This window comes from Pseudomonas sp. CFBP 8771, from assembly GCF_014841695.1.
GTDB lineage: Bacteria > Pseudomonadota > Gammaproteobacteria > Pseudomonadales > Pseudomonadaceae > Aquipseudomonas > Aquipseudomonas baltica.
This window is the reverse complement of record NZ_JACYUJ010000002.1, coordinates 116696-138848: the sequence shown is the minus strand read 5'-3', so window position 1 is coordinate 138848 and position 22153 is coordinate 116696. Positions and strand designations below refer to the sequence as shown.

The window sequence follows — 22153 nt, the reverse complement described above, 5'->3', positions numbered from 1 at the left end:
CCTGTTTTTGCCGATTTATTTTCGACCATTGGTCCCGCGTTTACCGTAGGTCTTGGGCCTTGCCCTTGAAACTCGTAGGAACAGCCGCAAACTAGGGTTAAGTACTGTCTATAAATACAGTCGGAAAATGTCCGGCTGGTGCGACTCATGAGGTGTGGCATGTCCGAGTTCCAACTCGTTACCCGTTTCGAGCCTGCTGGCGATCAGCCGGAAGCCATTCGCCTGATGGTGGAGGGTATCGAGGCAGGGCTGGCGCACCAGACATTGCTGGGGGTAACCGGATCGGGCAAGACGTTCAGCATTGCCAACGTGATTGCCCAGGTGCAGCGTCCGACACTGGTGCTGGCGCCCAACAAGACCCTGGCAGCTCAGCTGTACGGCGAGTTCAAGGCGTTTTTCCCGAACAACGCCGTCGAGTATTTCGTCTCCTATTACGACTACTATCAGCCCGAAGCCTACGTGCCTTCGTCGGACACCTTCATCGAGAAGGATTCCTCGATCAATGATCACATCGAGCAGATGCGCCTTTCCGCCACCAAGGCACTGCTAGAGCGCAAGGACGCCATCATCGTCACCACGGTGTCGTGCATCTACGGTCTGGGCAGCCCTGAAACCTATCTGAAAATGGTCCTGCACGTGGACCGCGGCGACAAGCTCGACCAGCGCGCGCTGCTGCGCCGTCTGGCCGACCTGCAATACACCCGCAACGAAATGGACTTCGCCCGCGCCACGTTCCGTGTGCGCGGCGACGTCATCGACGTGTTCCCGGCCGAGTCCGATCTTGAAGCCATCCGTATCGAGCTGTTCGATGACGAGGTCGAGAACATCGCCGCGTTCGACCCGCTGACCGGCGAGGTCACGCGCAAACTGCCGCGCTTCACCTTCTACCCCAAGAGCCATTACGTTACTCCGCGCGAGACCCTGCTCGGCGCTGTGGAAGGCATCAAGGAAGAGCTCAAGGAGCGCCTTGACTACTTTCGCGACAAGAACAAGCTGGTGGAAGCCCAGCGGCTGGAGCAACGGACCCGCTTCGATCTCGAGATGATCCTCGAGCTGGGCTATTGCAACGGCATCGAAAACTATTCGCGCTACCTCTCCGGCCGCCCTTCGGGCGCCGCTCCGCCCACGTTGTACGATTATTTGCCAGCCGACGCCCTGCTGGTGATCGACGAGTCTCACGTCAGCGTTCCGCAGGTGGGTGCGATGTACAAGGGCGACCGCTCGCGCAAGGAAACCCTGGTCGAGTACGGCTTCCGCCTGCCGTCGGCGCTGGATAACCGGCCGATGCGTTTCGACGAGTGGGAGGGGGTGAGCCCGCAGACCATTTTCGTCTCTGCTACCCCCGGCAACTACGAGGCCGAGCACGCCGGCCGCATCATCGAGCAGGTGGTGCGTCCGACCGGTCTGGTAGACCCCCAGGTGGAAGTGCGGCCCGCGTTGACCCAGGTGGACGACTTGCTGTCCGAGATCCGCAAGCGCGTCGCAACCGACGATCGCATTCTGGTTACCGTGCTGACCAAGCGCATGGCCGAGGACCTTACCGATTACCTGGCCGACCATGACGTGCGCGTGCGCTACCTGCACTCGGACATTGATACCGTGGAGCGGGTCGAGATCATTCGCGACCTGCGCCTGGGCGCGTTCGACGTGATCGTGGGGATCAACCTGCTGCGCGAAGGCCTGGACATGCCCGAGGTCTCGCTGGTGGCGATTCTGGATGCCGACAAGGAAGGTTTCCTGCGCTCCGACCGCTCGCTCATCCAGACCATTGGCCGTGCCGCGCGAAATCTCAATGGGCGTGCCATTTTGTATGCTGATCGCATGACCGGTTCGATGGAGCGTGCCATCGGCGAAACCGAGCGCCGTCGCGAGAAGCAGATCGCCTTCAACGAGGCCAATGGCATCGTGCCCAAGGGCGTTATCAAAGATGTCGCCGATATCATGGAAGGCGCCACCGTGCCCGGCTCGCGCAGCAAGAAGCGCAAGGGCATGGCCAAGGCTGCCGAGGAGAACGCACGCTACGAGAACGAGCTGCGCTCGCCGAGCGAGATCACCAAGCGCATCAAGCAGCTGGAAGAGAAGATGTACCAGCTGGCGCGGGACCTGGAGTTCGAAGCGGCAGCACAGATGCGCGACGAAATCGGCAAGCTGCGCGAGCGCCTGCTCAAGGTCTGACACCGCGTCGCCCCCTTCGCGGGTAGAACCCGCTCCCACAGAAAAGCACCAACCAGCCCGCCCCCTTGTGGGAGCGGGGCGGGCGGCCGAGCCTTCTGCCCGCGAGGGCCGCACTGCGTTCCTAGCCGAGCACCCATGCCCGTCGCCACACGATTCTGGAGCCTTGCCCCCAAGCCCTGCTAACATCGGCGTTTCGATTCAACCTGCTCGAGACCCTTCATGACCGTTCGTACGCGTATCGCCCCATCGCCCACCGGCGACCCCCATGTCGGCACGGCCTACATCGCCCTGTTCAACTATTGCTTTGCCAAACAGCATGGCGGCGAATTCATCCTGCGCATCGAAGACACCGACCAGTTGCGCTCCACCCGCGAATCCGAGCAGCAGATCTTCGACGCCCTGCGCTGGCTGGGCATCGAGTGGAGCGAAGGCCCGGACGTAGGCGGCCCTCACGGCCCTTACCGGCAAAGCGAGCGGGGCGACATCTACAAGCAGTACGCCCAGCAACTGGTCGACATGGGTCACGCGTTCCCCTGCTTCTGCACGGCCGAAGAACTCGACCAGATGCGCGCAGAACAAACCGCCCGGGGCGAAACCCCGCGCTACGACGGTCGTGCCCTGTTGCTATCGGCCGAGGAAGTCCAGCGTCGCCTGGCAGCAGGCGAGCCCCACGTCATCCGCATGAAGGTCCCTACCGAGGGCGTCTGCGTGGTCCCGGACATGCTGCGCGGCGATGTCGAAATCCCGTGGGACCGCATGGACATGCAGGTCCTGATGAAAACCGACGGTCTGCCCACCTACTTCCTGGCCAACGTGGTCGATGACCACCTGATGGGCATCACCCACGTGCTGCGCGGTGAAGAATGGCTGCCCTCGGCGCCCAAACTGATGAAGCTCTACGAATACTTCGGCTGGGAGCAACCGGCACTGTGCTACATGCCGCTGCTGCGTAATCCTGACAAGAGCAAGCTGTCCAAGCGCAAGAATCCGACCTCGGTCACGTTCTACGAGCGCATGGGCTTCATGCCTGAAGCCATGCTCAACTACCTGGGCCGCATGGGCTGGTCGATGCCCGACGAGCGCGAAAAGTTCTCCCTGACTGAAATGGTCGAGCACTTCGATCTTTCCCGTGTATCCCTGGGCGGTCCGATCTTCGATATCGAGAAGCTCTCGTGGCTCAACGGCCAGTGGTTGCGCGAGCTGCCGGTGGAGCAGTTCGCCGCACGGGTGCAACAGTGGGCTTTCAACCCTGACTACATGATGAAGATCGCTCCCCACGTGCAGGGCAGGGTGGAAACCTTCAGTCAGATCGTTCCGCTGGGCGGCTTCTTCTTCGCCGGCGGGCTGCAGCTGGACGCGCGCCTGTTCGAAAGCAAGAAACTCTCTGCGGACCAGGTGCGGCAGCTGATGCAGTTGATCCTGTGGAAGCTGGAAAGCCTGCGCCAGTGGGACAAGGAACGCATCACCGCGACCATCCAGGCCGTGGTCGAGTCGCTTGGTTTGAAACTGCGCGACGCCATGCCGCTGATGTTCGCCGCAATCACCGGGCAAGCCAGCTCGGTGTCGGTCCTGGATGCCATGGAAATCCTCGGCCCGGATCTGACCCGTTTCCGCTTGCGTCAGGCCCTCGACCTGCTCGGCGGCGTCTCCAAGAAAGAAAACAAGGAGTGGGAGAAGCTCCTGGCTGCAATCGCCTGACCCCCGACGCGGCTCGCGCCGCTGCTACAGAAGATCGCGGGCCCGGCACACCGCACGTGCATCCGATGCACCGCGATCCCTGTAGCAGCGGCGCAAGCCGCGTCGCTCCTCGCCCAAACCCAGCAAAACCGGTAAGTCCCTGTAATCGCGATAAAAAACTTCAGAATAATTCTGAAAATAAGTTTGACACCCTGGCGAGGTCGTCTTAATATGCGCCCCGTCCACACAGCAACACACTGTTTGGGGCTATAGCTCAGCTGGGAGAGCGCTTGCATGGCATGCAAGAGGTCAACGGTTCGATCCCGTTTAGCTCCACCAAATTCCAGGTTCGATGTCACGTGCTGATAACGAGCCGATCAGTTCCAGACTGATCTTGGTAGAAGGTATGTCCCCTTCGTCTAGTGGCCTAGGACACCGCCCTTTCACGGCGGTAACAGGGGTTCGAGTCCCCTAGGGGACGCCAGTTGTACAGAAATGCCGAGTGAAGTCGGCATTCCGCCGCAGGGCGATAAATTCGGGGCTATAGCTCAGCTGGGAGAGCGCTTGCATGGCATGCAAGAGGTCAACGGTTCGATCCCGTTTAGCTCCACCAATTTGCCGGAGCCTGCGTCAGCGGGCTTGACTGAAGGTTTTGCGTCCCCTTCGTCTAGTGGCCTAGGACACCGCCCTTTCACGGCGGTAACAGGGGTTCGAGTCCCCTAGGGGACGCCACGATTACCCGCTCTGCGGGACTTATAAGGCTCATTCGATTATTGAATGAGCCTTTTGTTTTTCTGCCCTCGCAATAATCGCCCATTCCTGAATCGCCACCGCCCAATTCTTCAGGAGCGCCCATGAACTGGGATCGGCCCACCCCCTTCGTTATCCAGCTCCAGGTCCAGTCCGACGACATCGACGGCCTCGGGCATGCCAACAACGCAGTCTACGTGACCTGGCTCGAGCGCTGTGCCTGGCAGCACTCGCAGCACCTGGGTCTGGATCTGGCAACCTACCGCCAGTTGGATCGCGCCATGGCCGTGGTGCGCCATGAGATCGACTACCTGGCCAGTGCCCACGAAGGCGATGAGCTGCACCTGGGTACCTGGATCCTCGACTGGGACCGCCGCCTGAAAATGACACGCCAATTCCAGCTGCTGCGTCCGCGCGATGGTGCGGTGCTGCTGCGGGCCCGCACTACCTTCGTGTGCATCGAGCTGTCCAGCGGCAAGCCCAAACGCATGCCGCCGCAGTTTCTGGAAGGGTACGGCTCGGCGATAGCTATCGTGCCCTAGAGCCCTGGAGTCCTAGAGCCATCAAGCGTTGGCACCATCGGGTAGCAGCGCTGCCGTCGATGTGCAGGCTTTCTGCTAGAATCCGCTCCCTTTCACGCCTCTGCCCGAGAACTACCCCATGCAATTAGCTTTGGCGCCCATGGAAGGGTTGGTCGACGATATCCTGCGCGACGTCCTCACCCAGGTCGGCGGCATCGACTGGTGCGTCACCGAGTTCATCCGTGTCAATGAGCGCGTGCTCACCGCCGCCTACTATCACAAGTTCGGCCCCGAGCTGCTCACCGGCGCCAAGACCCGTGCCGGGGTGCCGCTGCGCGTGCAACTGCTTGGCTCCGACCCCTCGGCCCTCGCCGACAACGCTGCGTTCGCCTGCACCCTCGGCGCGCCCGTGATCGATCTGAATTTCGGCTGCCCGGCCAAGACGGTGAACAAGTCCCGTGGCGGCGCGGTGCTGCTCAAGGAGCCCGAGTTGCTCCACCGCATCCTGCGCGAAGTGCGCGCCACCGTCCCTGCGCACATTCCCGTGACGGCCAAGATGCGCCTGGGTTTCGATACCCCAGACAGCGCCATCGAATGCGCCACGGCCTTGGCCGAGGGCGGGGCGGATGTGCTGGTGGTGCACGCGCGGACCAAGGTCGATGGCTACAAGCCGCCTGCGCACTGGGAGTGGGTCGCCAAGGTGCAGGACGTGGTGAAGGTGCCGGTCTATGCCAACGGCGACATCTGGACCGTGGCCGACTGGCGGCGCTGCCGCGAGGTCAGTGGCGCGCAAGACTTCATGCTCGGTCGGGGCCTGGTGTCCAGGCCCGACCTGGCTCGGCAGATCGTCGCGGCCCGGCAAGGCATCGAGCTGCCTGACATGACCTGGTCCGAGCTGCTGCCATTGATCCGCGAATTCTGGCGCCAGGCCCGTGCGCAACTGACACCACGCCAGGCACCGGGCCGACTCAAGCAGTGGCTGGCCATGCTGACCCGCACCTACCCCGAAGCGACCGAGCTGTTCACCCTCGTGCGTCGCGAGCAGGATTGCGACGCCGTGGAACGGCTGCTGCAGCCGGGCTAGCGGGCCGCCTTACCGCACGAAAAAATGGCTGCGCCGTTAAATTTTTTTCGTGCGAACTCTTGAAAGCCCTTGGGTGGTCCCTATCTATGGGGTACGCGATGCCGAATTCGGGTCGCGGAGACAACCACTCGCTGAAATTCAGGAGAGACACATGGCTACTGCATTTTCCCTTGCTCCGCTGTTCCGCCACTCCGTGGGCTTCGATCGGTTCAATGACCTGTTCGAGTCTGCCGCACGCAACGAGTCGGCCAGCAGCTACCCACCCTACAACGTCGAAAAGCATGCCGATGATCAGTACCGTATCGTCATCGCTGCCGCAGGCTTCCAGGAAGAAGACCTGGAGCTGCAGGTCGAGAAGGGCGTACTGACCGTCAGTGGTGGCAAGCGCGACGCCGATACCAGTGCAGTGACCTACCTGCACCAGGGCATTGCCCAGCGCGCGTTCAAGCTGTCGTTCCGCCTGGCCGACCATATCGAGGTCAAGGCCGCAGCGTTGAACAACGGGTTGCTCAATATCGACCTGCTGCGTGTCGTGCCTGAAGAGGCCAAGGCCAAGCGGATCCCCATCAATGGATCCGCGCAGACTCGTCTGCAGTAACGCTTGAAGCCGTAGAAGAAAGGGCGCCTGGTGGGGCGCCCTTTTTTATTGCCTGAAATTCTTCGGGTTGTCAGGCCTGTCGGCGCGTGCCGGCCAGCACCGGCACACTGCCTGCTGCAGGAAACAACACCAGATGGTCGGCGGCGACCTGAATACCAACTTCGGCCCCTGGCTGATAGTCCAGGTGACTGGGGAATACGGCTTCAAGTTGGCTGCCGGTCGGTAGCTGCAGGCGATACAGGGTAGCGGCGCCCTGGAAGCTCTTGCCGACGATGCGTGCCTTGAGCGAGCTGTCGGGCGCGTGCACGATGTCGTCGGGACGCAGCAGCAGATCGACGGCGCTACCGGCAGGCCATGTATAGGCGCGGTTGCCACGCAGAACACCCAGCTCGGTACCCACCGTCTCCGGATCCAGCAGTTGACCACGTATGAAATAGCCCTGGCCGATGAAGCTGGCCACGAACGGCGTAGCGGGTTCATGGTACAGGTTGTACGGCGTATCCCACTGCTCCAGCCGACCCTCCTTGAATACGCCCACATGATCGCTGACGGCGAAGGCTTCTTCCTGATCATGGGTGACCAGGATCGCGCTGGTACCGCGGCGCTTGAGAATGTCCCGCACTTCGTGACTCAAGCGACGGCGCAGCTCGACGTCGAGGTTAGAGAAGGGTTCGTCCAGCAACAGCAGCTGCGGCTCCGGCGCCAATGCTCGGGCCAGCGCGACACGCTGTTGCTGGCCACCCGACAGTTCATGGGGATAGCGCGCATCCAGGCCACCCAGGTTGACCAGTTCGAGCATGTCGCCGATGACCTGTGCCTGGCGCGGATGCTTGCGAATGCCGAAGGCGATGTTCTGGGCCACGGTCAGGTGGGGAAACAGCGCGTAGTCCTGAAAGACCATGCCGATCCGACGTTTCTCCGGGGCCAGGGTGTGCCCGGCCTTGGAAATGATTTCGCCATCGAGCGTGATCTCGCCTTCATGAACCGGCTCGAAACCGGCGATGGCGCGCAGGGTCGTGGTCTTGCCGCATCCAGAGGAACCGAGCAGGCAACCGATGTCGCCTGCATTCAAGTGCAGATTGAGGTTCTGCACCACGCGTTGGGCGCCATAGCCGCAGGCCAGGTTGCGCAGTTCGAGCAGCAGTGCGGTGCTCATTCAGGGCGATACCCTGGAGCGAGCAGAAATTCCAGCAGCGCCTTCTGCGCATGCAGGCGGTTCTCGGCCTGGTCCCAGGCCACGGCGCGAGGGTCGTCGAGTACGTCGTGGCTGATTTCCTCGCCGCGATGTGCAGGCAGGCAATGCATGAACAACGCGTCGTCGGCGGCAAGGTCGAGCAGCTCGCGGTTGACCTGATAGGGCTTGAAAAGCTTCAGGCGGCGGGCGGTTTCTTCTTCCTGGCCCATGGAGGTCCAGACGTCGGTGCTGACCAGATGCGCGCCACGTACGGCTTCGCGCGGATCGCGGACCACGCTGACGCGGTCCGGCGCCATGGCGAGGAATCGCGAGTCGGGCTCGAAGCCTTCGGGGCAGGCAATGCGCAGTTGGAAGTCGAACTGGATGGCCGCTTCTATATAGCTGTGGCACATGTTGTTGCCATCGCCGATCCAGGCCACGGTCTTGCCTTGAATGGCACCACGGTGTTCCAGGAACGTCTGCATGTCGGCAAGCAACTGGCACGGATGCAGGTCATCGGACAGGCCGTTGATCACCGGTACCCGCGAGTTGGCGGCGAACTCGGTCAGTGTCTGGTGGGCGTAGGTGCGGATCATCACCGCATCGAGCATGCGCGACATGACGATGGCACAGTCGCCGATGGACTCGCCACGGCCCAGCTGTGTATCGCGCGGGGACAGGAAAATCGCCTGGCCGCCGAGCTGGATCATGCCGGCTTCGAAGGACAGGCGGGTACGCGTCGACGACTTCTCGAAGATCATGCCCAGTACGCGGTTCTTCAAGGGTTCGAAAAGCACGCTGCGCTGGCGCAGGTCCTTGAGCTCGATGCCTCGACGAATGATGCTGATTAGCTCTTCGGGCGTGCAATCCATAAGGGAGAGAAAGTGCCTTGCGCTCATCATTGACTACCTTTTGCCACGGACCGCAGGTACTCGAAAACAGGTTTTTCGGAAAAACGAGTGAGACCTGCGGCGAAAGCCGCACGGGGCGACGAAATAAGGGAAGGCGCCATCCTATAAGGAACTGTCGCCTTTTACCAACAGCCACTGCAGTTTTGAACGGGGCCAACAAGTTTCACAGGGTTTCGATAGCTGGATGTTTCGCCCGACCATCTGACGTTTCCTAAACATCGGGCGTGGGTTATAAATGCGTCTTGGGAAACACACGGAGTTTGCGGAATGGAATCGAAAGAACAACAACTGCTGGAGCTGCTCGGCCTGACCGCGCGCACCCTGACCCACCTGACGGCATCCATGACCTCGATGTCGTTCGAACTGCTGCGCAGTTCCGACGAGGTCACACGCTCGGCCGGCAAGCACATGATCGATCGCATGGCGACCATCAGCACCGGCCTGGACGACCACTGGCGCCTCATCGGCGAATTGACCGGTGTGCATGTCGCCCAGGAAGAAGTCGAAACTGTCCTGGAAATCCAGCTGCAGGCACTGCCACCTTCGCTGCCGCTGAACTAGTTCGGCACACTTGGCAACGCCTTCGCTCTGAGCAACGGTCAGCGCAAGAGCCCGAGCGTAGCGCTCGGCTTTCCGTTACAATGCCTCACCGTGCCGACGACTGAGTCGGATATACAAGCCGAGCGAGGTGCTCCATGGATATTATCGAAACGATCAAAGAGCAGATTGCCAACAACACAATCCTGCTTTACATGAAAGGCTCGCCGAATGCGCCCCAGTGCGGTTTCTCGGCCAAGGCTTCGCAGGCGATCATGGCCTGTGGCGAAAAGTTCGCCTACGTCGACATCCTGCAGAACCCGGAAATCCGTGCAAACCTGCCCAAGTACGCCAACTGGCCGACTTTCCCGCAGCTGTGGGTGGCCGGTGAGCTGGTAGGCGGTAGCGACATCGTGGCCGAAATGGCCGCCAACGGTGAATTGCAGACGCTGGTCAAGGACGCTTCGGCCAAGGCCGCACAGCCCAAAGCCGACGCCTGATCCGCTTGCTGGCTGGCCTTGGTGCCAGCCAGCCATGAAAAAGCCCCGCCTGTTCACACAGCGCGGGGCTTTTTCATGGTGTCGCGTCAGGGCTGGGAAGACTCAGCTTTCTTCGCCCATGCTCGACTGCAGGTAGTTCTCGATCCCGACCTTGTCGATCAGGCTCAGTTGAGTCTCCAGCCAGTCGATCTGTTCTTCCTTGCCTTCAAGGATGTCTTCGAGCATTTCGCGGCTGCCGAAGTCGCCAGCGGTTTCGCAATGAGCGATGGCGCCTTTCAGATCGCCCAGGCCCTTGTATTCGATCTTGAGATCGCAGACCAGCATTTCACCGGCGTGTTCACCGATCAGAATCTTGCCCAGTTCCTGCAGGTTGGGGATGCCCTCGAGGAACAGCACGCGCTTGATCAACTTGTCGGCGTACTTCATTGCGTCGATCGACGCCTTGTATTCATGCTTGCCCAGCTTGTTCAGGCCCCAGTCTTCGTACATGCGGGCATGCAGGAAGTACTGGTTGATGGCGACCAGCTCGTTTCCGAGGATCCTGTTGAGATGCTGGATGACGCTGATATCGCCTTTCATGATCAGAGAGCCTGCGCGGGTATAGGAGTAATGGCGTGAAGTTTGGCCTCAGGAACTAAGCATGTCAAACCTAAGTTATTGAATACTATATGAAAATTAATCGGAATAAGAATGACTGAGTTCCGCGTTTGTTGCTAAGTCGTTGTATTCCAGACATAAAAAAACCGGGCGGGGCCCGGTTTCTTCAAAGACGGTGGTTTTACGCGGGTGTAAATTCTGCTGGGTAGGGCAGTGCAGAGGCTTGAGCGGTCTGGATTTGAGTCAGGGTATCGCGTACCACTTCCTTGGCTAGGCAGGCACATTTACCGCACTGCGTGGCCACGCCGAGGGTTTCACGCACGTCACGAAAGCTGCAGCAGCCTTCGTAGATCGCATCGCGAATCTGACCATCGGTGACACCCTGGCAAAGACAGACATACATACGTAAGAACCGCCGCTGTGTTGGTTTCAATGCGGACGATCCTAATGTTAATGAGAATGCTTGTCAAAGCAACTCGCGACTACGTTTGGCACAAGCGATGAACGGTTGCAGCAGGGGTCGTCGATCGTTCTCGACGTTCCCTGCTGCACCGGTTCAATCGTTGAAATCCTGCCAGCCGCCCATCTGCTTCCAGCGATTGACGATGCCGCAGAACAGCTCGGCGGTCTTCTCCGTGTCGTAGCGAGCCGAGTGAGCCTCGCGCCCGTCGAAATCGATATCGGCGGCCTGGCACGCCTTGGCCAGGACGGTCTGACCGTAGGCAAGCCCTGCCAGGGTAGCGGTGTCGAAGCTGGAAAAGGGATGGAACGGGTTGCGTTTCATTTCGGTACGCGCAACCGCGGCATTGAGAAAGCCGAGGTCGAAACTGCTGTTGTGGCCCACCAGGATCGCGCGCTTGCAACCGTTGGCCTTCAGCGCCTTGCGGATGCCGCGGAAGATGTCGGTCAGCGCTGTCTCTTCGCTGACGGCCATGCGCAGGGGGTGGTCCAGCTTGATACCGGTGAACTCCAGCGCAGCGGCCTCGACGTTGGCCCCCTCGAACGGCTCGACGCGGAAGAAGTAGGTATGGTCGGCAAAGACGAAGCCTTTCTCGTCCATGCCGATGGTCGTTGCGGCGATTTCCAGCAGGGCGTCGGTGGCGCAGTTGAAGCCGCCCGTCTCCACGTCCACGACTACCGGCAGGTAGCCGCGAAAACGTGCGGCCATGGGATGGCGCGAGCCAGTGCCCGAACCGCCCGTGTCTTCGTCGTCGTAGTTGTCTTCACTCACGCATCTTTCTCCAGCAGGCGCCAGCGCAGTTTTTCACCGGCGCGCAGCGGGATGACTACCTGCTCACCGAATGGCAGGCTGGTTGGGGCGGTCCACTCGTCGCGGACCAGGGTAATGGTGTCGGTGTTGCGCGGCAGACCGTAGAAGTCCGGGCCATGCAGGCTGGCGAAGCCTTCCAGCTTGTCCAGCGCATCACGCTGCTCGAACGCCTCGGCGTACAGCTCGATACCGGCGAAGGCGCTGTAGCAGCCGGCGCAGCCACAGGCCGCCTCCTTGGCATGCTGCGCGTGGGGCGCCGAATCGGTGCCCAGGAAGAACTTGGTGCTGCCGCTGGTGGCTGCGTCGAGCAAGGCAACCTGGTGCGTATTGCGCTTGAGAATCGGCAGGCAATAGAAGTGCGGGCGGATGCCGCCCACCAGCATGTGGTTGCGGTTGTACAGCAGGTGCTGCGGGGTGATGGTCGCCGCGACATTGGCCGGCGCGGCCTTGACGAATTCGGCGGCCTCGGCCGTGGTGATGTGCTCGAACACCACCTTGAGCGCGGGAAAGCGCTCTACCAGCCGGCGCATGTGCTCGTCGATGAAGATCTTTTCGCGGTCGAACACGTCGACATCACCACGGGTGACCTCGCCGTGGATCAGCAGCGGCATGCCGGCATCGTTGAGGGCTTCGAGCGCCTCGGTGATGTTGTCCAGGCTGGTCACCCCGGAATCGGAATTGGTAGTGGCGCCGGCCGGGTACATCTTGGCCGCCTTGACGAAGCCGCTGGCCTTGGCGGCGCGGATGTCGGCAGCGCTGGTGCGATCGGTCAGGTACAAGGTCATCAGCGGTTCGAAGGCGCTGCCTGCAGGGCGTGCGGCAAGGATGCGCTGGCGATAGGCATCGGCTTCGGCGGCGGTGCGCACCGGCGGTACCAGGTTGGGCATGACGATGGCGCGGGCGAAGATTCGCGATACATCGGCCACGGTATGCGGCAGCACGGCACCATCACGAAGATGAATGTGCCAGTCGTCGGGACGCAGAAGGGTCAGGCGGTCGGACATTGGGGATTCCAGGCGGTTCGAACTCGCCGCGAATGCTACCGGAAAACGCCGTGCACGGCATCCGCTATCAAGTTTTGCAGGCCATGTCCGATACCTTGGAAGTACCCTGTTCGACCCCGTGGAGCCTGTCGTGCGCCAGCGTTATATTGCCCTGCTCAGTGTGTTTGCCAGCCTTCCGGCCCTGGCGATGAATTTCCAGACCCGTCTGGAGAACGTCGAGTGGAAGGTCGCGGGTGACCAGTTCGAATGCCGCCTGGGCCAGCCGGTGACCAATTTCGGTTCGGCCGAATTCGTCCGCCGTGCCGGCGAGCAGGCCGTGTTTCGCCTGACTTCCGCCAGCCGCCTGCTGGGCACGGGTTCTGCCACGCTGATTGCGGCTGCGGCACCGTGGCAGCCCGGTCGCGGCGACATCAATCTGGGCAGCGTACGCCTGGGCCATGGCGAAGCCCTGCTCACCAGCTCGCAAAGCCAGGCCAGCGGCTTGATCAATGGCCTGCTTGAGGGTCGCATGACCCTGGTACGCAGCCAGTCCGGAGGCGGCCAGCCGGTGGAGATCCGCCTGCTCTCGGCGCGTTTCGGCCAGGCTTTCGGCGAGTACCAGGCCTGTGCAGCAAAGTTGATGCCGATGAACTACGACCAGATCCGCCTGAGCGAAGTAGGCTTTCCCCGCAACCTCGAGCTCGATGGGGCGGCCAAGGCGCGCCTGGACAAGCTGCTGGCTTTCATGAAGGCCGATCCGAGCGTCAATCACGTTCAGCTCGACGGGCACTCGGACAACAGCGGCAACCGCCTGGTCAATCGCGATCTGTCCAGGCGTCGGGCCATGGCCGTGCAGGAATACCTGCTGGCCCATGGCTTGAGCGACAGCCAGATCACCTTGCGCTTCCATGGCGAAAGCTACCCGCTGGTGACCAACAACACAGCTGCCAATCGGGCGCGCAACCGCCGTGTGAGCATTGAGTTGAGCCGAGCCGAAGCGGCCCCGAACGTCACCCCAGCTACCGATTCGCCCGCCGTTCTGGCCACGGAAAAACCCCCTGCCAAGCCTTTGTGATTGTCGCTTGTTCAACCAAAGCTGTCGCGCCCCTGTAAATTCGCGGCCTTGGGCGGTAGAATCGACGGCTTTCCGTAGAACCCGTGGAGTGATGGCATGGCGGACGTAAACAAGGTCGTTCTGGCGTATTCCGGCGGCCTGGACACTTCGGTGATCCTCAAGTGGCTGCAGGATACTTATAACTGTGAAGTGGTGACCTTCACTGCCGACCTGGGTCAGGGCGAAGAGGTCGAACCGGCCCGCGCCAAGGCACAGGCCATGGGCGTGAAAGAAATCTACATCGACGATCTGCGCGAAGAATTCGTGCGTGACTTCGTGTTCCCGATGTTTCGCGCCAACACCGTTTACGAAGGCGAGTACCTGTTGGGTACGTCCATCGCTCGTCCGCTGATCGCCAAGCGCCTGATCGAAATCGCCAATGAAACCGGTGCTGATGCCATTTCCCACGGCGCCACCGGCAAGGGCAACGACCAGGTGCGCTTCGAACTGGGCGCCTATGCACTCAAGCCCGGCGTCAAGGTCATCGCACCATGGCGTGAATGGGATCTGCTCTCCCGTGAAAAGCTGATGGACTACGCCGAAAAGCACAACATTCCGATCGAGCGCCACGGCAAGAAGAAATCGCCGTACTCGATGGACGCCAACCTGCTGCACATTTCCTACGAGGGCGGTGTGCTGGAAGACACCTGGACCGAGCACGAAGAAGATATGTGGCGTTGGACCGTCTCGCCGGAGAACGCCCCGGACACCCCACAGTACCTGGAGCTGACCTTCCGCAATGGTGACATCGTTGCGCTGGATGGCGTCGACATGACCCCCGCGACCGTGCTGGCGACGCTGAACCGCATCGGCGGCGAGCACGGCATCGGCCGCCTGGATATCGTCGAGAACCGCTACGTGGGGATGAAGTCCCGTGGTTGCTACGAAACTCCGGGCGGCACCATCATGCTGCGCGCCCACCGTGCGATCGAATCCATCACCCTGGATCGCGAAGTGGCCCACCTCAAGGACGAGCTGATGCCCAAGTACGCCAGCTTGATCTACACCGGCTACTGGTGGAGTCCTGAACGTCTGATGCTGCAACAGATGATCGACGCCTCGCAGGTCAACGTGAACGGTGTGGTCCGACTCAAGCTGTACAAGGGCAATGTGATCGTTACCGGTCGCAAGTCCGACGATTCGCTGTTCGACGCCAACATCGCGACCTTCGAGGAAGATGGCGGCGCCTACAATCAGGCTGATGCCGCAGGCTTCATCAAGCTCAACGCTCTGCGCATGCGTATTGCCGCCAACAAGGGCCGCACGCTGTTCTGATACAGCGCAGGCGTGTCTGCAACCCCGGTTTCGACCGGGGTTTTTTTATCGATCAGCTCAGCAGTACCGTCCACTTCAAACGACCGGGCTGCAGCGCCGCCACTTGGCAATGCAGTCCGGTCAGGCGCGTGACCAGTGCACTGGGCAAGGGTGGCGGTGCAGCCTGGCCCACCAGCACGATCAATAACGGTCGGACGTGCTTGCGCGTTTCCAGAATATCAGCCAGCCGTTCCAGATGGGCTGCCACGCGGGTGCGCGTGGGCAACGTGCTGGTGTCGATGATATGCAGATCATTGTGCGCCAGGCGTACCCGGTTATCGGCTCGGTATTTATAAGCGTCCACTTCGTTGTCGAGACTTTCAAGAAAATACGCTGAACTCTCGAAGTCCGAGGGCGAGTAAAGTGCACGTCGATTGAAGTTGAGCGTTGCAAAGAAAAGAATGGCCAGGAAAGTTGGAAAGCCTACCAGAAACCATATATAGATGGTCTGGCTGGTGTCGTCCAGAAACGGCAGGCTCGCCAAGGCCGATGCCTCGACCATGGCCGTGAACAGCGCGATGACGCCCAGCGGATTGGGACGGGTGATCTTCTTGTTAGCCACGTGTGCCTCGCAGGGCCGTGTCCGGCCGGTAGTTGCTGGGCCAACGATAGTAGTAGGGTCGCCGGGCCGCGCAGGATGCATAGTTATCTGCCTGCCGCTGTCGTGGTGCGCGCGGGCATGCGCCGCTGCACGCGGTCGCCAAGGCTCTGGCCCGGTGTTTTCCAGCTGAAGTTGTGTAGATCGATTGCCGGTATTTATCCTGCAACAGCTTGGCCGGTTCGAGGCGCACGGCTCAATTGAAGCGGCTGGTCAATTATGCAATGCTCCTGCTCCTTGGTTTTATAAGCAGAGCTCGATGCCGCCAAACACTGTACAAAAATTTTCACCGGCTTAATATGTAGGAATATTCGTCGGGTGTTGTAGGAAGTGTCTTAGTTATTGCCTGCCCAGATTCTCTATCGTCCAAGGCGGCAGTTGTCTGGGGTAATGTGCGGGCTCTAGAATTCGAACAGCGAAAATTGGATCTTCCCATGAATAAAGTGCTGATCGTGGACGACCATCCGGTCATCCGCCTCGCCGTGCGGTTGCTGATGGAGCGCCACGGCTACGAGGTAGTGGCCGAGACCGACAACGGCGTCGACGCGTTGCAACTGGCCCGTGACCACGCCCCGGACATCGTCATTCTCGATATCGGTATTCCCAAGCTCGACGGATTGGAAGTCATCGGTCGGCTCACGGTCAGCGAGCCTCAGCTCAAGGTGCTGGTGCTGACTTCGCAGGCACCGGGGCATTTCTCCATGCGTTGCATGCAGGCAGGTGCGGCGGGCTACGTGTGCAAACAGCAGGACCTCACCGAACTGCTCAGTGCGATCAAGGCCGTGTTGTCCGGCTACAGCTATTTCCCCAATCAGGCGTTGCACTCGGTGCGAGCGAGCCTGGGCAATGCCTCGGAAGCCGATATGGTGGATCGCCTGTCCGGGCGAGAAATGATGGTGTTGCAGCAATTGGCCAAGGGCAAGTCGAACAAGCAGATCGCCGACGGCATGTTCCTCAGCAACAAGACCGTGAGTACCTACAAGACGCGCCTGCTGCAGAAACTCAATGCTCGCTCGCTCGTCGACCTGATCGAGTTGGCTCAGCGCAATGGGTTGGCCTGATCTGCAGGCAAGCCATGTGGCCTATATATCGAAATCGTAGTCAGCCAACTGCCGTTGCAGACGTTTTTCCTCGAGCAGGTTATCGATCGTACGGCGCTTGCTCAGATTGCTCTTGACGGGCTCGACGACGGGCTCGGCTTCTTCACTTTCTACGGTGGTGAAGTCGTCTTCCGTTTCCAGCACTTCGTTATCGGTACTCATGATGTCAGCTCCAGGCATGTGCTGCCAATGGCGGACCTTATAGCGATATTCGAAGACGGCGTAAAAAAGATTTTTTCAATCGAGAGCTGAGCTCTTACAGGCAACCTCAATCGTCGCTGGTCTTGTGCTTGTATTCACACAGGTCTTCGATGCGACAGCTACCACAGCGGGGCTTTCGCGCCTGACAAACGTAGCGTCCGTGCAGGATCAGCCAGTGGTGCGAGTCGAGCAGGTACGCGCGGGGCACGAACTTCATCAGTTTCTGCTCGACCTCGACCACGTTTTTCCCCGGCGCGATCCCGGTGCGGTTGCTGACACGAAATATGTGAGTGTCGACGGCCATGGTCAGTTGCCGAAACGCCGTATTGAGCACCACGTTGGCGGTCTTGCGTCCAACGCCAGGCAGCGCTTCGAGAGCTTCGCGGGTCTGCGGCACCTGGCCGTCGTGCCGTTCCACGAGCAGGCGGCAGGTTTCGATGACATTGCGCGCCTTGCTGTTGTACAGGCCAATGGTCTTGATGTAGCTCGACAGCCCTTCGACGCCCAGCGCATGCATCGCCTGGGGAGTCGGTGCGACGGGGAATAATTTCGCGGTGGCCTTGTTCACGCCCACGTCAGTGGATTGTGCAGAGAGAATGACGGCGATCAGCAGCTCGAAGGCAGACCCATAGGCCAGTTCCGTCTTGGGCTCTGGATTGTCTTCGTGCAGCCGACGGAAGATTTCCTGGCGTTTCGTCGCGTTCATCGGGTGAATAGATCCTTGGCAGGCCGAGCTAGAGTGTTTGCAGTGCGGCGAGCTGACGTTCGGCGGCCTCATGCTCGCGGCCCAAAGTGTCGAGCACGAGGAATTGCTCGAATGTTGGCGGGGTCACGAAAGCCTTCCGGGTTTTCACCAGCTGTGCGCGGGTCATGGCCACGGCAATCTTCGCCTGTTTCAGGGCGCTATCGCCACCGCTGGCCTTGGCCGCCTTCGCTGCCTTGATCCGTTCGAGTGCCGACAGGGCTGGGCCCTGCGCTAGCGCAACGGTCGCTGAACGCAGGGGCCTTGGCGCTCGCTCGGCCTGTCGGGCAGTCTCGATCCTTTGCAAGCGCTCGTTGCGGGCCTGGTAGCGTTGTCGGGCCTGATCGCGCTTTCGCAGCCGAGCGCGTTGCTGTTCGGGACCGCACGAAGGGTCGCTCGCCAGCGACGTGAAAGCCGATGTCGGCGCCGGGCGCATCTCGATGCAGTCGACGGGGCAGGGCGCCACGCACAGGTCGCAACCCGTGCATTCGTCTGCCAGTACGCTGTGCATCAACTTGGCCGCGCCGAGAATGGCGTCCACCGGGCAGGCTTGAATGCATTTGGTACAGCCGATGCATTCCGCCTCGCGTATGTAGGCGACCTGGGCGGGTGCCGTGCCGCGTTCCGGGTCCGGTGCCAGTACCGGCAACTGCAGCAACTGCGCCAGGGCGACGATGGTCGCATCACCCCCTGGCGGGCAACGGTTGATCGGTTCACCGGCGGCAATACCGGCCGCGTAGGGCTTGCAGCCGGCATGGCCACATTTGCCGCATTGAGTCTGCGGCAGCAATGCGTCGATGCGTTGGATCAGGGTCATGGGCCGGCCGGAGTGCGGATGAGGGCAGATGGCAAGGGTGACGTTGGCAGCAGCCTGGCCCGTCGTCATGCGCTGAAGATGACGGGCAGGGTGCGCGAGCCGCGGACCTATTTGATGCGCTGGCCGGGCTTGGCGCCGCTGTCGGGGCTGAGCAGGTAGATTTCCTCGCCGCCAGGGCCCGCTGCCATGACCATGCCTTCGGAGATGCCGAAGCGCATCTTGCGAGGCTTGAGATTGGCAATCATCATGGTCAATCGACCTTCCAGCGCGGCCGGGTCAGGATAGGCACTCTTGATCCCGGAGAAGACGTTGCGCTGTTCATCGCCGATGTCCAGGGTCAAACGCAGCAGCTTGTCCGCGCCTTCCACCGCTTCGGCCTTGAGGATCAGCGCGACGCGCAAGTCGACCGCGGCAAAGGCGTCGAAGTCGATCTCGGCGGCCAGTGGTTCCTTGGTCAGCTCGCCGTTGCCGGTGGCGGGCGCAGGTGCGACAGGATCCTGGGCAGCGGCGAGGTCTTGCTTGGAGGCATCGGTCATCGCCTGCACCTTGACCGGGTCGATACGGGTCATCAAGGCCTGGAACGGGTTGAGTCGATGGTCGGCGAGCCATGTGGCATGGTCGTCCCAGCTCAGGGGTTCGACATTGAGGAAGCGTTCGGCTTCGCGGGCCAGCTCGGGCAATACCGGCTTGAGGAAGATGATCAGCTGACGGAACAGGTTGATGCCCACCGCACAGACGGCCTGCACCTCGTCGCCGCGGCCTTCCTGCTTGGCCAGCGACCAGGGCGCTTTCTCGGCAATCCAGGCGTTGGCACGGTCGGCCAGTGCCATGATTTCGCGCATGGCACGTGCGAAGTCACGCACTTCATAGGCTTCGGCGATGCTTGGCGTCGCATCGAGGAACGCCTGGGTCAGCTCCGGCGCGGCATTGGCTGTGACCAGCACGCCGTCGTTGCCCTTGTGGACGAAACCGGCGCAGCGGCTGGCGATGTTGACCACCTTGCCCACCAGGTCGGAGTTGACCTTCTGCACGAAGTCATCGAGGTTGACGTCCAGGTCGTCCACGCCACGGCCCAGCTTCGATGCGAAGTAGTAGCGCAGGTATTCGGGTGCCAGGTGATCCAGGTAGGTACGGGCCTTGATGAAGGTGCCGCGCGACTTGGACATCTTCTCGCCATTGACCGTGAGGAAGCCGTGCACGTTCAGCGCGGTCGGCTTGCGGTAGCCGGCGCCTTCGAGCATGGCTGGCCAGAACAGCGCATGGAAGTTGATGATGTCCTTGCCGATGAAGTGGTACAGCTCGGCCGTCGAATCCTTGCCCCAGTACGCATCGAAGTCGAGTTCGGGGCGGCGGGCGCAGAGGTTCTTGAAGCTGGCCATGTAGCCGATCGGCGCATCCAGCCACACGTAGAAATACTTGCCTGGCTCGCCGGGAATCTCGAAGCCGAAATACGGCGCGTCGCGGGAAATGTCCCACTCCTGCAGGCCGGCATCGAGCCACTCGGCGATCTTGTTGGCCACTGCGTCCTGCAAGGTGCCGCTGCGAGTCCAGCCTTCGAGCATCTGCTGGAAGTCAGGCAACTTGAAGAAGAAGTGCTGGGAATCCTTGAGTACGGGCGTGGCACCCGAGATCGCCGACTTCGGATCCTTGAGCTCGGTGGGTGCGTAGGTGGCGCCGCACTTTTCGCAGTTGTCGCCGTACTGGTCGGCTGCCGCGCACTTGGGACAGGTGCCCTTGATGAAGCGGTCGGCCAGGAACATCTGCTTCTGCGGGTCGAAGTACTGGGTGACCGAACGCTGGGCAATATGACCGGCTTCGCGCAGTTTCAGGTAGATCTCGCTCGACAGCTCGCGGTTTTCTTCACAGTGGGTGGAGTGGAAATTGTCGAAGTCCACCAGGAAGTCGGCGAAGTCGGCGCTGTGCTCGGCCTTGACGTTGGCGATCAGCTGTTCCGGCGTGATGCCTTCCTTTTCCGCGCGCAGCATGATGGCCGAGCCATGGGCGTCATCTGCACAGACATAGACGCACTGATTGCCGCGATGCTTCTGGAAGCGCACCCACATATCGGTCTGGATGTACTCCAGCATATGGCCAAGGTGGATGGAACCGTTGGCATAGGGCAGGGCGCTGGTGACGAGAATCTTGCGTGGCTCGGACATGGGGCTCGGCTACTGGAAGTGAAACGAAGACCGAACACTATAAAGGGGCCAAGGGATTTTTTCACCTGTTGTCAGGGCTTGCGAGCAGCGTTCGGTGATCCGTCCGCGTCAGTGCGATCATGCCAGTGCGACAAAATGCCTCAAGTCGCTGCGAGGACGGCCGACAACCTGAGATTAGGAGACTTCCCTCATGATTCCGCCCCTGATCCCGATCAGCGTCGTGCCGGTGACCTCGCAACTGGACCCGGTCAAGTCCACGCCCAGCATCGCGCCGGTCGCGCCAGCCCAGCCCGGCTCGAACGAAACCGCCATCGACCTGCGCCATCACGATGCCGACCAGACCGCCCTGCTCCTGCGCGAGGAGCAGCGACGACGCCAGCGTGAGGGCCGGCAGCCAGACCCCGACGAGCACACGCCGGTGCCGGGTGACTCGCTCAACGCCGACAATACGGTTCCGGTGGCGCCTTTGGTCGAGGACCCGCCGCGCCAGGGGCTGTGGGTCGATATCCAGGTCTAGTCAGAGCCGTTCGCGCGCTGCATCATGGACCATCCTTTCGCCATCCGACCCGACACTGCCATGAGCCAAGACGACAACCTGATCGATTTTGCCAGCGAACGCGGCAAGCGCATCCATGACCTCAAGGACAAGCGCCTCAACGAAATGCGTCAGGCATTCGAACAGGCGCTGCCACTGGCCCAGGCCAAGGCCAAGGCCGGGAAGAAAGCCAAGAAGCCTAAGAAGCGCTGAAGGCCCTTCAGCCGATGCTGATGGGTGGCGGGCTGACCAGGGTCACGGTCTGCTGCTTGCGTGGCGCAAGAATTTCCGCCTCGCCGTCGACCACCAGTTCATCGCGCTGATTGAACACGCGAGTGGCAATGCGGACGCGGAACTTGGGCAGTTTCTCGAGGATTTCCAGGCGCACGGTCAGGGTGTCGCCCAGTTTCACCGGCTTCTGGAAGCTCATCTGCTGGCCCAGGTAGATGGTGCCGGGCCCTGGCAGCTCGCATGCCACTGCGGCGCTGATCAGCGCACCACTGAACATGCCATGGGCGATGCGTTCCTTGAACATGCTGCTGGCGGCGAATTCTGCGTCGAGGTGCACCGGGTTGTGGTCGCCCGACATGGCGGCGAACAGCTGGATGTCGCGTTCCTGCACGGTCTTGCTGAAGCTGGCGGTCTGGCCGACCTCGAGCGCTTCGTACGGGGTATTGGTGACTTGGGTCATGAGCGGTGGGTCCTTGGCTTGGCGACGGTCGTGGCCGCGTCAAATAGATTCACGATGTTAACAGCGGGGTCGTGCGCATTTGCGTGGGTTGCGGCAGCTGCTAAC

23 protein-coding genes, 4 tRNA genes and 1 pseudogene are annotated in these 22153 nt (G+C 61.2%); 16 read left to right on the top strand and 12 right to left on the bottom strand.

What is annotated here, in order from left to right:
- The first annotated feature begins 159 nt into the window (after positions 1–159).
- From uvrB to IFT80_RS05150, 9 genes are all read left to right on the top strand, one after another.
- The gene (gene uvrB / locus IFT80_RS05190) at positions 160–2175 is read left to right on the top strand and encodes an excinuclease ABC subunit UvrB (RefSeq protein ID WP_122479256.1); all 2016 of its coding nucleotides are present in this window, start codon (positions 160–162) and stop codon (positions 2173–2175) included.
- A gap of 219 nt (positions 2176–2394) precedes the next feature.
- On the top strand, positions 2395–3873 hold the full coding sequence (gene gltX / locus IFT80_RS05185) for a glutamate--tRNA ligase (RefSeq protein WP_192057558.1): 1479 nt from the start codon (positions 2395–2397) through the stop codon (positions 3871–3873).
- A 242-nt stretch (positions 3874–4115) separates the two neighbouring features.
- Positions 4116–4191, top strand: a tRNA-Ala gene (locus IFT80_RS05180).
- Positions 4192–4260: 69 nt separating this feature from the next.
- Positions 4261–4336: transfer RNA gene (locus IFT80_RS05175), tRNA-Glu, on the top strand.
- Between the two features lie 53 nt (positions 4337–4389).
- A tRNA-Ala gene (locus tag IFT80_RS05170) sits at positions 4390–4465 on the top strand.
- 43 nt (positions 4466–4508) lie between these two features.
- Positions 4509–4584 (top strand) — tRNA-Glu (locus IFT80_RS05165).
- Between the two features lie 122 nt (positions 4585–4706).
- A complete protein-coding gene (locus tag IFT80_RS05160) occupies positions 4707–5144 on the top strand; it encodes an acyl-CoA thioesterase (protein WP_192136920.1) in 438 nt (145 codons plus the stop codon).
- A gap of 118 nt (positions 5145–5262) precedes the next feature.
- Positions 5263–6207, top strand: coding sequence for a tRNA dihydrouridine synthase (locus IFT80_RS05155; protein WP_122479253.1), 945 nt, complete (start codon positions 5263–5265; stop codon positions 6205–6207).
- Positions 6208–6358: 151 nt separating this feature from the next.
- The gene (locus tag IFT80_RS05150; RefSeq protein ID WP_122713242.1) at positions 6359–6805 is read left to right on the top strand and encodes an Hsp20 family protein; all 447 of its coding nucleotides are present in this window, start codon (positions 6359–6361) and stop codon (positions 6803–6805) included.
- 70 nt (positions 6806–6875) lie between these two features.
- Here IFT80_RS05150 and IFT80_RS05145 read toward each other — a convergent pair whose 3' ends face one another.
- Both IFT80_RS05145 and argF read right to left on the bottom strand, forming a co-directional pair.
- Entirely contained in the window at positions 6876–7961 is a 1086-nt protein-coding gene (locus tag IFT80_RS05145; RefSeq protein WP_192136919.1) for an ABC transporter ATP-binding protein, read from the bottom strand.
- Positions 7958–8878, bottom strand: a complete 921-nt coding sequence (argF, locus tag IFT80_RS05140; RefSeq protein ID WP_192136918.1) for an ornithine carbamoyltransferase — start codon at positions 8876–8878, stop codon at positions 7958–7960. The genes IFT80_RS05145 and argF overlap by 4 nt, the downstream gene beginning before the upstream one ends.
- 279 nt (positions 8879–9157) lie before the next feature.
- Here argF and IFT80_RS05135 point away from each other — a divergent pair, with 279 nt between their 5' ends.
- Both IFT80_RS05135 and grxD read left to right on the top strand, forming a co-directional pair.
- Positions 9158–9451 (top strand): hypothetical protein, encoded by a 294-nt coding sequence (locus IFT80_RS05135; RefSeq protein ID WP_122479249.1) that lies wholly within the window; start codon positions 9158–9160, stop codon positions 9449–9451.
- A gap of 134 nt (positions 9452–9585) precedes the next feature.
- Positions 9586–9927 (top strand): Grx4 family monothiol glutaredoxin, encoded by a 342-nt coding sequence (gene grxD / locus IFT80_RS05130; protein WP_043187303.1) that lies wholly within the window; start codon positions 9586–9588, stop codon positions 9925–9927.
- 102 nt (positions 9928–10029) lie between these two features.
- Here grxD and bfr read toward each other — a convergent pair whose 3' ends face one another.
- The 4 genes from bfr to pyrC form a co-directional block, all read right to left on the bottom strand.
- Entirely contained in the window at positions 10030–10506 is a 477-nt protein-coding gene (gene bfr, locus IFT80_RS05125; RefSeq protein ID WP_122479248.1) for a bacterioferritin, read from the bottom strand.
- A 199-nt stretch (positions 10507–10705) separates the two neighbouring features.
- Positions 10706–10927: a bacterioferritin-associated ferredoxin gene (locus IFT80_RS05120; protein WP_122479247.1), complete on the bottom strand. Its 222-nt coding sequence runs from the start codon at positions 10925–10927 to the stop codon at positions 10706–10708.
- A 153-nt stretch (positions 10928–11080) separates the two neighbouring features.
- Positions 11081–11755 (bottom strand): ribonuclease T, encoded by a 675-nt coding sequence (rnt, locus tag IFT80_RS05115; RefSeq protein WP_122479246.1) that lies wholly within the window; start codon positions 11753–11755, stop codon positions 11081–11083.
- Positions 11752–12798 (bottom strand): dihydroorotase, encoded by a 1047-nt coding sequence (gene pyrC / locus IFT80_RS05110; protein ID WP_192136917.1) that lies wholly within the window; start codon positions 12796–12798, stop codon positions 11752–11754. The genes rnt and pyrC overlap by 4 nt, the downstream gene beginning before the upstream one ends.
- A 130-nt stretch (positions 12799–12928) precedes the next feature.
- On the opposite strand from pyrC, the gene IFT80_RS05105 reads away from it, so the two are divergent.
- Together IFT80_RS05105 and IFT80_RS05100 are read left to right on the top strand one after the other, a co-directional pair.
- Entirely contained in the window at positions 12929–13852 is a 924-nt protein-coding gene (locus IFT80_RS05105; RefSeq protein WP_192057554.1) for an OmpA family protein, read from the top strand.
- A gap of 96 nt (positions 13853–13948) precedes the next feature.
- Positions 13949–15166: an argininosuccinate synthase gene (locus tag IFT80_RS05100; protein ID WP_122479243.1), complete on the top strand. Its 1218-nt coding sequence runs from the start codon at positions 13949–13951 to the stop codon at positions 15164–15166.
- Between the two features lie 52 nt (positions 15167–15218).
- Here IFT80_RS05100 and IFT80_RS05095 read toward each other — a convergent pair whose 3' ends face one another.
- A complete protein-coding gene (locus IFT80_RS05095; protein ID WP_122479242.1) occupies positions 15219–15767 on the bottom strand; it encodes a hypothetical protein in 549 nt (182 codons plus the stop codon).
- Between the two features lie 470 nt (positions 15768–16237).
- Between IFT80_RS05095 and IFT80_RS05090 the strand changes: the two genes are divergently transcribed.
- On the top strand, positions 16238–16864 hold the full coding sequence (locus IFT80_RS05090; RefSeq protein ID WP_122479241.1) for a response regulator transcription factor: 627 nt from the start codon (positions 16238–16240) through the stop codon (positions 16862–16864).
- 21 nt (positions 16865–16885) lie between these two features.
- Here the strand turns inward: IFT80_RS05090 and IFT80_RS05085 are convergent, their stop codons facing one another.
- The 4 genes and pseudogenes from IFT80_RS05085 to metG form a co-directional block, all read right to left on the bottom strand.
- A complete protein-coding gene (locus tag IFT80_RS05085; protein WP_192053803.1) occupies positions 16886–17065 on the bottom strand; it encodes a PA3496 family putative envelope integrity protein in 180 nt (59 codons plus the stop codon).
- A 106-nt stretch (positions 17066–17171) separates the two neighbouring features.
- Positions 17172–17810: an endonuclease III gene (gene nth / locus IFT80_RS05080; RefSeq protein WP_122479240.1), complete on the bottom strand. Its 639-nt coding sequence runs from the start codon at positions 17808–17810 to the stop codon at positions 17172–17174.
- A 34-nt stretch (positions 17811–17844) separates the two neighbouring features.
- Positions 17845–18663, bottom strand: a pseudogene (locus tag IFT80_RS05075) (RnfABCDGE type electron transport complex subunit B); the annotation flags it as partial.
- A gap of 107 nt (positions 18664–18770) precedes the next feature.
- The gene (gene metG / locus IFT80_RS05070; RefSeq protein WP_192136915.1) at positions 18771–20822 is read right to left on the bottom strand and encodes a methionine--tRNA ligase; all 2052 of its coding nucleotides are present in this window, start codon (positions 20820–20822) and stop codon (positions 18771–18773) included.
- Positions 20823–21012: 190 nt separating this feature from the next.
- Between metG and IFT80_RS05065 the strand changes: the two genes are divergently transcribed.
- Both IFT80_RS05065 and IFT80_RS05060 read left to right on the top strand, forming a co-directional pair.
- Positions 21013–21339 carry an aspartate-semialdehyde dehydrogenase gene (locus tag IFT80_RS05065; protein ID WP_122479237.1) on the top strand — a complete coding sequence of 109 codons (327 nt, stop codon included), beginning with the start codon at positions 21013–21015 and terminating at the stop codon, positions 21337–21339.
- Between the two features lie 60 nt (positions 21340–21399).
- Entirely contained in the window at positions 21400–21570 is a 171-nt protein-coding gene (locus IFT80_RS05060; RefSeq protein ID WP_192136914.1) for a hypothetical protein, read from the top strand.
- Between the two features lie 7 nt (positions 21571–21577).
- Here the strand turns inward: IFT80_RS05060 and IFT80_RS05055 are convergent, their stop codons facing one another.
- Positions 21578–22048 (bottom strand): MaoC family dehydratase, encoded by a 471-nt coding sequence (locus IFT80_RS05055; RefSeq protein ID WP_043187336.1) that lies wholly within the window; start codon positions 22046–22048, stop codon positions 21578–21580.
- Positions 22049–22153 lie beyond the last annotated feature (105 nt).